Here is a 12848-nt window from a genome sequence, read left to right on the forward strand (position 1 = left end):
ACGGCGTCCGGCGGAGGCTAGTTCTTGTTGGCCTCAGGGTCGACGTAGGAGGACGCACCGGTGACGTTCTTGTTGGAGATCAGTGCGTCGCGAATCTCGGTCAGCAGGGCGACCTCCGGCTCGGTCTCGTCCTCCTCCTCGAGTCCGAGCTTGCGGGCACGACGGGCGTTCATAGTGTTGATGGGCATGACGATGCAGAAGTACAGGGCCGCCGCAACCAGCAAGAAGTTGACAAGGGCCGTGAGGAATACCCCGACCTTGATCTGACCGAAGACCAGGAAATCGTCGAAATTGGGCGAGCCAACGAGCATGGAAATGGCCGGCATGATGACCGACTCGACGAGGGCGTTGACGACGGTGCTGAACGCCCCGCCGATAATGACACCGACTGCCAAGTCGATGACATTGCCGCGCATGATGAAATCTTTGAAACCTTTGAGCATGCGGACAATCCTAGCCAAGACTTGGGCAAATGCGCATGGGGAAATGCAGAATTCTGTGTCGGTGCGTCACACACGGCCCCGTCGAGAACCGACAGTACGGGAATCGGGCGGGTCGATCAGTTTTTTCGCAACAGGACGCGTCGCGTCGAATGGTCCGCATCCTTCGAAAGAATCAATTTGGCCCTGCCTCGTGTCGGGCGCACGTTGTGCAGGAGATTTGGCTCGTTGATCCGACGCCAAATATCGAGTGCGGTGCTGCGTGCTTCGTCGTCGGAGAGGTTCGCGTACTTGCGGAAGTAGGACTCAGGATCCGTGAAGGCCGATCCGCGCAGCTTGAGGAACCGGTCAACATACCACTGCTCGATATCGCTGGTTCGCGCATCAACGTAGATCGAGAAATCGAAGAAGTCACTCAAGGCGAGTGCGGCCTTGTCATCGGGGCGCAATTGCGCCGGTGCCAAAACATTGAGCCCTTCGACGATGAGGACGTCAGGTCGGGTGACCACCGTTTCGTCGTCCTGGAGAATGTCGTACGTCAGATGGGAATACTTGGGGGCCGTGACCACGGGGGCCCCGGACTTGATCTCGGAGACGAAGCGGAGGAGTGCTCGACGATCATAGGACTCCGGGAACCCTTTCCGTTGCATGAGTCCCCGAGCCTCGAGCTCCGCATTGGGGTAGAGAAATCCGTCCGTAGTGACGAGCTGAACATTCGGCGTCGTCGGCCAGCGACTCATGAGGGCACGGAGGAGACGGGCCGTGGTGGACTTGCCCGCTGCCACCGAGCCGGCGACGCCGATCACGAACGGCGTCCGCTGATGGTGCTCGTGAAGGAAGTCATTCGTTTTCTGGTTCAGGTCGCCGACCGAATTCACATACAGATTCAACAACCTGGACAGGGGGAGGTAGACCTGACGGACTTCCTCGACGTCGAGGGTCTCGCCGAGGCCACGGAGTCTTTCGATCTCGGTCGATGAGAGTGGTACATCGATTTCGTCCGAGAGTCGCGACCAGGTCTCCCGGTCCAGCGACACGAACGGAGAAGTGCGTGATACTGCCGTCGCTTGGCTCATTGAAAAGAGTGTACGGCGATTCACGCGCCATGTCCGAATTCATTGCGGGGAGATATCCGGTCCACAGGTGTACTTCGCCAGGTGTGCAAGCGGTTATGCTACTCCCAAGCCGGAAAACGTATAGCCCATTCGAAAGCCGGTGAGTCCGCAGCCGCTGTCTCGGCTTCGGAGCGCGGTATCCGTGCGGAACCGGTGGCGCTTCGGAACCCCAGGCCGCATGCCCGTCGAATCTGGAGTCATCGTGTCAACCGCATCCACTGAAGCCACCGAAAAGAAGAAGGTCGGGGCGCGCGTCCGCGTGCAGAAATTCGGAACCTTTCTCTCCTCCATGATCATGCCGAATATCGGTGCCTTCATCGCGTGGGGGCTGCTGACGGCATTGTTCCTCTGGTCGGACGATCCGGGCGGGGGACAGGGTCCCTTCGCCAACGAGCACATCAACGCCGTCCTGAACCCGACGGTCACGTACCTGTTGCCGATTCTGATCGCTTACACCGGCGGCAAGCTGATCCACGACGTCCGGGGCGGCGTCGTTGGCGCCGTAGCCACCATGGGCGTGATCATCGCGACCTCGAGCCCGGTCTTCATCGGCGACAACCCCGGGTCGCCGATGTTCCTCGGGGCCATGATCATGGGGCCACTCTCCGCGTGGGTCGTCAAGAAGTTCGACCAAATCATGGAGGGGCACATCAAACCCGGGTTCGAGATGTTGGTCAACAACTTCTCCTCGGGAATCATCGGTGCGGCACTGGCCATTGCCTCGATGTTCTGGCTCGCTCCGATCATGCATCTTCTGATGAATGCCGCCGGTGTGGCCGTCCAGTGGCTCATTGACCTTCGTCTCCTGCCTTTGGCATCGATCCTGATCGAGCCTGCCAAGGTGCTGTTCCTCAACAACGCGATCAACCACGGGATCCTGACCCCGCTGGGCACGGATCAGGCGCTTCAACAGGGCAAATCGATCCTGTTCCTCCTGGAATCAAACCCGGGCCCCGGCTTGGGCGTTCTCTTGGCCTACATCATTTTCGGCCGTGGCAGCGCACGGGCATCGGCACCGGCCGCTGCACTGATCCACGCCTTGGGCGGCATCCACGAGATCTACTTCCCGTACGTTCTGATGAAGCCCCAGCTCCTCCTGGCCACGATCTTCGGAGGAATGTCCGGGGTCTTCGTGGAACTGCTGTTCGACGCGGGGCTGCGCTCGCCGGCCGCACCCGGGTCATTGATCTTCCTGTACGTGAATGCGCCCCCGAACGCGATGCTCGGGGTCACCTTCGGGTGGATCACCGCGACCATCGTCTCTCTGGTGATTGCCTCCGTGATTCTCAAGGCGTCGAAGCAGGGCGAGGACGACCTGGCCCAAGCGACGGCCGACATGGAACGCATGAAGGGCAAGAAGTCCTCCGTCGCCGGAGCCCTCGGGGGCGACCAGGCCAAGAACTCGAGGATCGAATCGATTGTCTTCGCGTGCGACGCCGGTATGGGGTCCTCCGCGATGGGCGCTTCGGTTCTGCGCAACAAGATCAAGGACGCGGGGTTCGGCAGCGACGTCACGGTGGTCAACAAGGCCATCAACTCGCTCACGGACGACTACGACCTGTTGGTCAGCCACGAGGACTTGGCCGACCGCGCCGCGGCGCCTACTCCCTCCGCAACGCACGTGGCCGTCGACAACTTCATGAGTTCGCCGCGTTACGACGACATCGTCGACCTGATCAGCCAGCAGCGAGGAGGCGACAACGGGCAGACCGCGGCTGCATCTGCCGAAACCTCCGCAGCATCCGCTCAGGGGAGCGAGGACCAGGAGATACTGGCCACCTCCTCGATCATCCTCGGCGGGACCGCGGACGGCAGGGACGACGCCATCGACGAGGCCGGCAAGCTCCTCGTGAGCACCGGGAAGGTCGATGCCTCGTATATCGACTCGATGCACGAACGCGAAGGATCAGTCTCGACGTTCATGGGCAATGGCCTCGCCATTCCCCACGGAACCAACGACGCGAAGTCGGCCATTCATTCTTCGGCGATGTCCTTCGTGCGCTATGACGAAGGGATCGACTGGAACGGCAAGACCGCGCGCTTCGTCATCGGCATTGCGGGTGCGGGGGGAGAGCACCTCTCCCTGCTCCAGAAAGTCGCCAAGATCTTCTCGAACAAGGAATCCGTGGCCCAGCTCGAGGCCGCCAGCACTCCGGAGGAGATCCTCGAGATCTTCGGAAAGGTCAACGCATGAAAGCACTCCATTTCGGGGCCGGGAACATCGGCCGCGGTTTCGTCGGCGTACTGCTCCACGAGGCTGGCTACGACCTCGTGTTCGCCGACGTCGCACAACCCCTGATCGACTCCCTCAACACCGAGGAGTCGTACACGGTGCATGAGGTGGGCAACCAAGCGCGCGATATTCGTGTCACAGGGTTTTCCGGCGTCAACTCCGCTGCGGACCCCGAGGCTCTCACGGAGCACATCCGAACCGCGGATATCGTGACCACGGCCGTGGGGCCCACGGTGCTTCGGCTCATCGCGCCCGCGATCGCCGAAGGTCTCAGGGCGCGTGCCGCCTCCGGCGCAGGCAAAGTCGCCGTCATGGCCTGTGAGAATGCCATCAACGCGACCGACGGCCTGGCCGAAGCGGTACGGGCCGTATATCCGGAAGCCGACGAAGCAGCGATCTTTGCGAACACCGCGGTGGACCGCATCGTGCCGAACCAGGAACCCGGACAGGGTCTCGATGTGACCGTGGAGACATACCATGAGTGGGCCGTCACCTCAGCTCCATTCGGCGGGACGACACCGGACATTCCCGGAGTCACGTGGGTCGACGACCTGGCTCCGTACATCACGCGCAAACTGTTCACCGTCAATACCGGCCACGCCGCGACGGCGTACTTCGGATTCGGGGCGGGAATATCCAAGATCTCCGATGCACTCGAGAATCCGGGTGTGCGCGCAAAGGTCGAGTCGGTTCTGGCCGAAACGAAACAATTGCTGGTTGAGAAATTCGGGTTCGCCCCCGAGGTCCAGCAACAGTACGTGGAGAAGATCCTGACGAGGTTTACCAACCCGCACCTCCCGGACACCGTGGATCGTGTGGGACGCGCACCGTTGCGCAAGATCTCGCGCCAAGAGCGTTTCGTCGGGCCGGCCGCCGAACTTGCCGAGAACGGGCATCCGGTTGAAGCGCTCGTTACGGCGATCGGTGCGGCCCTGGCTTTCGACGTACCCGAGGACGCCGAGTCGGCCGAGATGCGCAGGCGTTTGGCCGAGGCGCGAGGCGACCGTTCCGCGACCAATGCGTTGGTGACGGAATGGACGGGGATTGATGCGGCTCACCCGCTGTACGAACCTCTGTCCGAGGCTTTCTCCCGGGCCTGAATCGACCCGTGGACCAGTTCGACGCGGTCCCGTTCCCACCAGGGGAGCGGGGCCGCGTTCCGTGTCACTCCCGAGCGGACGGCATCATGCTCTGGCGTGGGATAACATGAGCACATGTGTGGAATCGTTGGATACGTAGGCGAGCCCGGCTCGTCCGAACGTCAGTACTATGCACTCGACGTCGTTCTCGAAGGGCTTCGTCGACTCGAGTATCGCGGTTATGACTCGGCCGGCGTCGCCGTGGTCGCCGATCACCGCATCGGCAATCGCAAGAAGGCGGGCAAGGTGGCCGCCCTGGATGCCGAACTCGAGGCGAATCCGTTGCCGAACGCCGTGCTCGGCATCGGTCATACCCGGTGGGCCACCCACGGCGGACCCACCGACGCGAACGCCCATCCGCACGTCGTCGACCACGGTCGTCTGGCTGTCGTGCACAACGGCATCATCGAGAACTTCTCCGAGCTGCGGTCCGAACTCGGCGGCAAGGGATACGACTTCGTGTCGGAAACCGACACCGAAGTCGCCGCGACCCTCCTCGCGGACTACTACAACAACGACGCCGACCACGATCTGTCCGTGGCGATGCGCATGACCTGCCAGCGCCTGGAAGGCGCCTTCACCCTCTTGGCCGTCCACGAGGAGCACGAGGACCGGATCGTCGCGGCGCGACGCAACTCGCCCTTGGTCATTGGTCTCGGGGAGAACGAGAATTTCCTGGGATCCGACGTCTCGGGCTTCATCGACTACACCAAACAGGCCGTCGAGATGGGCAACGACCAGATGGTGACCATCACGGCCCAGGACTTCGAAATCACCGACTTCGAGGGGAACCCCGCCGAGGGGAAGCCGTTCGAGGTCAAATGGGATGCCACCCAGGCCGAGAAGGGCGGGTTCTCGTCCTTCATGGACAAGGAGATCCACGATCAGCCGGCGGCCGTGCGGGACACGCTGCTCGGCCGCTTGGATGAGAAGGGGCGTCTGACGCTGGATGAACTGCACATCGACGAGTCGGTGCTGCGTTCCGTCGACAAGATCGTCGTCATCGCCTGCGGCACCGCGGCCTATGCCGGGCACGTCGCCCGTTACGCCATCGAGCACTGGTGCCGGATCCCCACCGAGGTCGAGCTGGCTCACGAGTTCCGCTACCGCGATCCGATCGTGACCGAAAAGACCTTGGTCGTGGCGCTTTCCCAGTCCGGCGAGACCATGGACACGCTCATGGCCATCCGCCACGCCCGCGAACAGGGCGCCAAGGTCATCGCCATCTGCAACACCAACGGTTCGTCGATTCCCCGCGAATCGGACGCATCGCTGTACACCCACGCGGGTCCCGAGATTGCCGTGGCCTCCACCAAGGCGTTCCTCGCCCAGATCACCGCCGCCTACCTGCTCGGCCTCTACCTCGCCCAGCTGCGCGGCAACATGTACTCGGACGAGGTCATCGAGATTCTCGACGAGCTGCAGAAGATGCCTGAGAAGGTCCAGGAAGTCATCGACAACGAGAAACAGGTCCAGGACCTGGGCACGCAGATGTCCGATGCATCCTCGGTGCTCTTCCTCGGTCGCCATGTCGGCTTCCCGGTTGCCCTCGAGGGGGCGCTCAAGCTCAAAGAAATTGCCTACATCCATGCGGAGGGTTTCGCGGCCGGGGAGCTCAAGCACGGTCCGATCGCCCTGATCGAGGAGGGCCAGCCCGTCTTCGTGATCGTTCCGTCCCCGCGGGGCCGCGATTCCCTGCACGCGAAGGTCGTCTCCAACATCCAGGAAATCCGCGCTCGTGGGGCAATCACGATCGTCATTGCGGAGGAGGGCGACGAGGACGTCAAGCAGTACGCCAACCACATCATCTATGTGCCGCAGGCGCCGAGCCTGATGCAGCCGCTGCTGGCCACCGTGCCGCTTCAGGTCTTCGCGTGCGCTCTCGCCGGTGCGAAGGGCTACGACGTCGACCAGCCGCGTAACCTGGCCAAATCGGTCACCGTGGAATAAGTGGTCCCTGGAGAACGCCCGTTGCAGTCATGCGGCGGGCGTTCTCTTGTATCCCGGGTATCCGAACCAGAAGAACAGGAGTTCCGCGTTGATCATGGGAACCGGAGTCGACGTCGTGGACATCGACCGATTCGCCGAAATCATTCAGCGCACACCCCGGTTGCGCGATCGGCTCTTCACTCGGGAGGAACACGACCTTCCGGCCCGTTCCCTGGCCGGTCGTTTCGCGGTCAGGGAGGCGGTGGCCAAGGCCTTGCACGCCCCTCCCGGGATGATCTGGAGGCATTGCTGGGTCCGCAAGGATCGGTACGGTGCCCCGAGGCTCGTGGTCACGGGCACGATTCGGGAAACCGCCGAACACCTCGGCATCAACAGGTGGCATGTCAGCATTACCCACGATGGCGGGGTAGCCATGGCGAGTGTGATTGCGGAACGCTTGAATGAAGAAGAACTGCTTCTTGCGCAACGACTCGAGGAGACGACGTGGGGCTGAGGACGTACACCGCCGAACACATCACGCAGACCGAGAAACCGCATCTGGACGCGGGAGTTCCCCTCATGGACCGGGCCTCCCACGGGCTCGGAGAGACTGCGTCACGGCTGTTGGCCGAACGCACGGGCACATCCTTCGGGAAGCACGCGCTGTTGCTGGTCGGCAAGGGCAACAACGGTGGTGACACTCTGTATGCGGGGGCGTACCTGCGATCGGAGGGCATGAAGGTCACCGCCGTCCTCCTGGCCGACGGTTGTCACGATGAGGGGCTGGAATCCTTCACTCGGTCTGGGGGACACGTGCTCCGGGTATCGGACATGTCCGAATCGGATGCTGTGCGCAGCGTCGTCGACGAATCGGATCGGGCGGATCTGATCATCGACGGAATTCTCGGTACCGGCGGTCGCGGCGGCCTGAGGAGCCCCGCGCGCGACGTCGTCGCGGCACTCGGTGCGCGGCACGGCACGTCGGAAGCAAGGAATCGCGACCGGAAACCCCTGGTCATCGCGTGTGATGTTCCTTCGGGGCTGGACGCGACCACCGGCCAGGTTCACGGTCCGGTTCTCCCCGCGGATGTCACGGTGACTTTCATCGGCGCGAAGACCGGGCTCGTCGCCACCCCGCGGCGTAGTCTCGTCGGCCGCATCGTCGTCCTGGACCTCGGAATCGGCGAGGACCTCCCCGCAGCCGACGCCGAGGTCATGCAGAATTCGGATTTCCCCAGCGTGTGGCCGATGCCGCGTGAAGGGGACCAGAAGTATTCCCGGGGCGTCCTGGGCACCGTGGTCGGCAGCGACGATTTTCCCGGCGCGGGACTCATGTGCCTCAGGGCTGCGATCAACGCCGGCGTCGGGATGGCCCGGTATACCGGAGGCGACTTCCTTGCCGGAACCGTCGCGGTGGCCTGTCCGGAAGCCGTGCGGACTGAGGCGGTCGGCGTCGACAGGGTTCAGGCCTGGGCCATCGGATCCGGAGCCACGGGGTCGGTTCGAGAACACGATATCCGGGCCGCGCTGGACTCCGGGCTTCCTTTGGTCGCCGACGCCGCCGCCATCGATATCCTCGCCCGCGACGCCGCCGACGACTCCCGATCCGCCCCACACGTTGTCATGACGCCCCACGCGGGCGAACTCGAGCAGGCACTCGAATGGTTCTCTCGACTCAACTCCAAGGGCGCCGAACCGTTGAGACAAGCCGCGGAGGATGCGGGATGGCCTCGCGAGGAATTCCCCGAGGAGGGGTATCCGTCTCGCGAGACCATAGAATCCAGCCCGCTGGTGTGGGCCCGTGCAGCACAGACAGTCCTCGGCGGGACGATTCTGCTCAAAGGCCCGACCACGGTTGTGGCGGGTCCGGGGCGCACGTGGGTGCATTCCGGAAACAGCTTCTGGCTTGCGACAGCCGGTTCGGGTGATACTCTGACCGGCATCCTCGGAGCCGGCATCGCCGCGTACGCGGCACGCGTCGAGAACGGCCAGGCGGACCCCGCCGACCATGACGCCTGGGCGCGTGTCACCGCTGCCGGTCTGCTGGTTCAGCGTGCGATGAGCCGGGTCGCTCCCGGACCGGTGCCGCCGACCGTGGCCGCGGAACGGATTCCTCAGGCGTTGGGCAACCTGGCCGGACGCTGACCCAGCCGGTCAGTGCGCTCCCACGGCGGTGAACACGGCTCGGACGGTTTTGCACAGCACGATGATGTCACCGATGACGGACCAGTTTTCCACGTAGTACAGGTCCAGCCGGGTTGACTCCTCCCAGGAAAGGTCGGAGCGGCCCGAAACCTGCCACAGGCCGGTAATGCCGGGTTTGACCAGAAGGCGGCGGTGGACATCCTCCTCGTACCGACGAACCTCATCGTCCAGGGGCGGGCGCGGGCCGACGAGAGACATGTTGCCCGTCAGCACGTTCCACAGCTGGGGCAACTCGTCGAGCGAATAGCGACGCATGAATCGCCCGACACGGGTTACTCGCGGGTCGTCCGCGATCTTGAACAGAACTCCCTGGCCCTCGTTCCGGTCCATGAGTTGGGCCTTGAGCTCCTCCGCATTGGGGACCATCGAGCGGAATTTGTACATCGAGAACGTGGAGCCGTGGTGCCCCACGCGCTTCTGGGCGAAAAACACCGGCCCCTGCGGGGAATCCAGCTTGACCACGAGGGCCAGCACTGCCAGCAGGGGTGAGAGCAGCAGCAGCCCGAGCGCACTTCCGACGATGTCGAGCAGGCGTTTGACGAATGCGGCGGGTCCCCGCATGCGGGGCGTCGACACGTGAATCAAGGGAAGGCCATTGAGCGGCTGCGTATGGAAACGCGGTCCCGCAATGTCCGTGAGCGCGGGGGCCATCATGAGGCCGACATGCTCGTCGGCGAGCAACCACCCCAGCTTGCGCATGTTCCGCGGCCAGATGAGATGCCCGGTCGACATGGCGACGACGTCGATCGCGTGCTCCCGCACCACGCGCAAGATTTCCTCGGGGTCCGTGCTGTGCCCCAGCAGAGGGACGTCGCGGTGAGCGGCAAGCTTCTGCGCATCGGGCAGACCTGCGAAATAGATGCCCGCGGGAACGTAACCGTAATTGCGGGCGCCGTCCATGGTCTCGACCAGGTGCGCCGTGGACTTGGCATCGCCGATGATCAGGGCCCGGATCAGAGCCCGCCCCAGAGTGCGGCGTCGAACGATCCACGTCCGGAACATGAGGCGTTGCATCAACAGCAAGAGGATGCCCAGGGGAGCGGCGATCAACACGTACCCACGTGCCAGCTGGGCGCCGACGGCGTAGGCAAGAATCGCGATTGCCGCGAAGACCGCCAACGAGGACGTGACGACTTTCCGGTATTCGTCATTGCCGGCTCCGAGGATGCGCGAAGTCCGTGCGCCCCCGAGCCACAGTGTGACCCACCAGATGACTCCGAGGCCCGAGGAAATGATGCCGTACGCGATCGGATCGTTGCCCCTGATGGGCAGCGTTTCATCGAGGTCCGTGCCGAACCGAAGTGTCTGGGCGACGAACACGGCGATCGCGATCGCGATCGCGTCCGTAACGGACAAAACCTGGACGGCCTTGGTGTTCCACGTCATTCGGTGAGCCCGAGGCGACGCCGTCGACGCCTCGGCCACCGAGCCGGCCGCCGAATCAGAATCCCCCGAAGCGATGGCCACCGGCACTTTTTTGGGCGCGCCTGAGCCCCTCATTGTCGTCATTGTCAGCGGATCCCCCTACCGCAACATGTCGAAAGGCAACAGATCGCCGTGTTCGTGCGAGACGGCGAAAAATTACCGAAGAGTATGCATCGCTACTATAGCCCGACGTCCTTCGAGGGGAGGAGTCCGTCCACTATGTAGTTGGTTACTTTCGAGTAATGATGCGGGACAACATTGTCGTCCATCGGGACGCAGACTTCGAGCGCCCCCTGCGCTTCGGAGACAAACAGTCCCGGATCGTTGCAATCCGCGATGCCGATGGTCGGTATTCCGGCCGAAGCGGCGGCTCCGGCCCAACCGTGGTCCGCCACCACGACATCGGGGCGCGAACCTCGGGCGGACAGCTGCTCCAGGACCAGGCGCATCGGGTGCGGGAAGTGAGTATGCGCCAGCGAGCCGTACTGCTGGAACATGACGACGTCGTTGATCTGGCGGATGTCGCCCCCGTCGAACGCCATGCCCTCCTCGATACCGATCACGGAGGCGCCGCCTTGGCGGGCGGCGTCGGCCATGTGCTGGTAGATCGGGAACAGGCCTGCAGGATGACCGGTGGCGAACAGGATGGCATCTCCGGCCTCCACGGCCTGGCGGAAGCGCTCGCGGTAGCGGTTCAGGGCGCGAAGGCACAGGTCTGTCCCGATGGTGTCCTGGCCTTCGACGTGACTTCGGTCGGCGACGATGCCGCACCGCGTGACCATCAGGTCGAAGACCTCGTCCCAGCTCCACTCCCGTGTGAGATCGACTCCGAATTCGAGGTGTTCGTTGCCGTCGAGAAAGCCGGTGATGTGAGCGAGGTTGACCTCTCGGGCGGTAGCGACCTCGCCCGTGATGCGAGTCGTCTCGAGGTGCTCGGCCAGGGCGGTCAGGTCTTCGGCGGTCATGCTTCTCCTTCGCGGACGGTGTGACGTAACGGTGTGTACGGTGCTGATCAGTGGCGGCGCAGGTCCTGATACAGGCCTGCGGTTCGTCGAGCGGCGTCGTCCCACGTCAGCGTGCGCGCGTGGGCCAATCCGGAGGCGGACAGCCGCTGCAACAGGTCGGGCGAGCGCGCGGCACGGACGAGTTCCCGGGCCCACGTCTCGGGAGTCCGGCGCCCGACGAGGATTCCGGCTCGTCCGTCGTCCACGGCGACTCGCAATCCGCTGACGTCCGAGGCGAGGACCGGAGCGCCCGAGGCCTGGGCCTCGAGGGCAACCAGGCCGAAAGTTTCCGAGGAGGAAGGGCACGCGACCACGTCGCACCGACGGAAGGCCTCCGCGAGCTGTTCCCGGCCGCTGGCCGGCACGAAGAGGCAACGGTCCAGGATCCCGCGTTCGCGTGCCAGGGCGCGAAGGGAGGACATGTAGTCCTCCGGCGCTGTTCCCCGGATTTCCAGGCGGATCGATGGAACGTGTTCCGCCGCGAGGGCGACGGCCTCGATCAGGATTTCAGGGCCCTTGAGGGGTTGGGGGCGGCCGGCGAACAGCACGGTGAATGGGCCCGTGGTCACGGCCCCGCGGCGTCTTTCTTCCGACGTGGGCCGGAATATCGCCGTATCGACACCCGGCGGGATGACTCGCAGTCGTTCGGGGGCGGCGTCGTAGAGGTCACGCATTTGCTCCGCCTCGTACCGCGTGTTGACGACCACCGCATCGGCGAGGGCAGTAAGACGCTGTTCGGCCGACGCGCGTGCCTCCGGTTCGGGGTTTTCACCGCCACGCGAGTGCAGGTTCTTGACGCGTGCGGTCGTGTGGAAGGTCAGCACGAGTGGTGCGCTGGTGCCCAACTCCCCGCGGTAGGCCGTGGCGGCCTCACCGGAGAGCCAATAGTGGGCGTGAACGATACCGGGGGACAAGGAATTCTCCCGTGCGTACCGTGCGCATGCCCGTCCGAAGTCTTTGGTCAGGACGGGCAGGTCCTCCTTGGCCGCGCCCAGAGCCTTGGGCAGGTACAACGTGTGTACGACGACGCCGGGTTCGGGCCGGGCCGTCGCGACCTGCTCCATCGATGGGTCGGGATGCGGATCGTTGGTGACCTCCGCGGGATCGGTCGCGAGGGTGAAGGCCTCGACTCGAAAGCCCTGGGCCGCGAGCGCCCGGGAGAGACACGCGATGTAGACGTTCATGCCCCCCGCGTTGCCGTCGCCCGGCTGGGCCAGGGGAGAGGTGTGCATGCTGAAAAGGTGTACTGACTCTTGCTCGCCCGCGCCCGAAATGCCCACGCTCTCAACAGTACGTCACCCGACCGCTCGCTCGCCGGGCAGGCGGTCGCTCGACCTCGTCCGGAGTTCACATCATCG

Annotated in this window: 10 protein-coding genes; 5 read left to right on the plus strand and 5 right to left on the minus strand. The window is 64.0% G+C overall.

Annotation, left to right across the window (positions count from 1 at the left end; translation table 11 throughout):
• Positions 1-17: 17 nt before the first annotated feature.
• Together mscL and coaA are read right to left on the minus strand one after the other, a co-directional pair.
• A complete protein-coding gene (mscL, locus tag EWU68_RS00530) occupies positions 18-443 on the minus strand; it encodes a large conductance mechanosensitive channel protein MscL (RefSeq protein WP_129313931.1) in 426 nt (141 codons plus the stop codon).
• A 116-nt stretch (positions 444-559) separates the two neighbouring features.
• Positions 560-1516 carry a type I pantothenate kinase gene (coaA, locus tag EWU68_RS00535; protein ID WP_129313932.1) on the minus strand — a complete coding sequence of 319 codons (957 nt, stop codon included), beginning with the start codon at positions 1514-1516 and terminating at the stop codon, positions 560-562.
• Between the two features lie 241 nt (positions 1517-1757).
• Here coaA and EWU68_RS00540 point away from each other — a divergent pair, with 241 nt between their 5' ends.
• From EWU68_RS00540 to EWU68_RS00560, 5 genes are all read left to right on the plus strand, one after another.
• A complete protein-coding gene (locus EWU68_RS00540) occupies positions 1758-3749 on the plus strand; it encodes a PTS mannitol transporter subunit IICBA (protein ID WP_274542728.1) in 1992 nt (663 codons plus the stop codon).
• The gene (locus EWU68_RS00545) at positions 3746-4888 is read left to right on the plus strand and encodes a mannitol-1-phosphate 5-dehydrogenase (RefSeq protein WP_129313934.1); all 1143 of its coding nucleotides are present in this window, start codon (positions 3746-3748) and stop codon (positions 4886-4888) included. Before EWU68_RS00540 ends, EWU68_RS00545 begins: the two co-directional genes overlap by 4 nt.
• A gap of 114 nt (positions 4889-5002) precedes the next feature.
• Positions 5003-6877 carry a glutamine--fructose-6-phosphate transaminase (isomerizing) gene (glmS, locus tag EWU68_RS00550; RefSeq protein WP_129313935.1) on the plus strand — a complete coding sequence of 625 codons (1875 nt, stop codon included), beginning with the start codon at positions 5003-5005 and terminating at the stop codon, positions 6875-6877.
• An 88-nt stretch (positions 6878-6965) separates the two neighbouring features.
• A complete protein-coding gene (locus tag EWU68_RS00555) occupies positions 6966-7370 on the plus strand; it encodes a holo-ACP synthase (RefSeq protein WP_129313936.1) in 405 nt (134 codons plus the stop codon).
• Entirely contained in the window at positions 7361-9001 is a 1641-nt protein-coding gene (locus tag EWU68_RS00560) for a bifunctional ADP-dependent NAD(P)H-hydrate dehydratase/NAD(P)H-hydrate epimerase (RefSeq protein WP_129313937.1), read from the plus strand. Before EWU68_RS00555 ends, EWU68_RS00560 begins: the two co-directional genes overlap by 10 nt.
• Before the next feature lie 9 nt (positions 9002-9010).
• On the opposite strand, the gene EWU68_RS00565 is transcribed toward EWU68_RS00560, so the two are convergent.
• The 3 genes from EWU68_RS00565 to EWU68_RS00575 all read right to left on the minus strand — a co-directional run bounded on the left by EWU68_RS00565 (position 9011) and on the right by EWU68_RS00575 (position 12722).
• The gene (locus tag EWU68_RS00565; RefSeq protein WP_238692228.1) at positions 9011-10528 is read right to left on the minus strand and encodes a sugar transferase; all 1518 of its coding nucleotides are present in this window, start codon (positions 10526-10528) and stop codon (positions 9011-9013) included.
• A gap of 137 nt (positions 10529-10665) precedes the next feature.
• Complete coding sequence (locus EWU68_RS00570; protein ID WP_129313938.1) at positions 10666-11451, minus strand: phosphatase; 786 nt, start codon at positions 11449-11451, stop codon at positions 10666-10668.
• Positions 11452-11498: 47 nt separating this feature from the next.
• Positions 11499-12722 (minus strand): glycosyltransferase, encoded by a 1224-nt coding sequence (locus tag EWU68_RS00575; protein WP_129313939.1) that lies wholly within the window; start codon positions 12720-12722, stop codon positions 11499-11501.
• Between the last annotated feature and the right edge of the window lie 126 nt (positions 12723-12848).

Source organism: Rothia koreensis (assembly GCF_004136575.1).
Classification (GTDB): domain Bacteria; phylum Actinomycetota; class Actinomycetes; order Actinomycetales; family Micrococcaceae; genus Rothia; species Rothia koreensis.

What these genes read in the sequence shown, in the direction of transcription:
- coaA (WP_129313932.1), bottom strand. Translation starts at nt 1,516, where the DNA reads ATGAGCCAAGCGACGGCAGTATCACGCACTTCTCCGTTCGTGTCGCTG.
- EWU68_RS00575 (WP_129313939.1), bottom strand. Translation starts at nt 12,722, where the DNA reads ATGCACACCTCTCCCCTGGCCCAGCCGGGCGACGGCAACGCGGGGGGC.
- EWU68_RS00545 (WP_129313934.1), top strand. Translation starts at nt 3,746, where the DNA reads ATGAAAGCACTCCATTTCGGGGCCGGGAACATCGGCCGCGGTTTCGTC.
- mscL (WP_129313931.1), bottom strand. Translation starts at nt 443, where the DNA reads ATGCTCAAAGGTTTCAAAGATTTCATCATGCGCGGCAATGTCATCGAC.
- glmS (WP_129313935.1), top strand. Translation starts at nt 5,003, where the DNA reads ATGTGTGGAATCGTTGGATACGTAGGCGAGCCCGGCTCGTCCGAACGT.
- EWU68_RS00570 (WP_129313938.1), bottom strand. Translation starts at nt 11,451, where the DNA reads ATGACCGCCGAAGACCTGACCGCCCTGGCCGAGCACCTCGAGACGACT.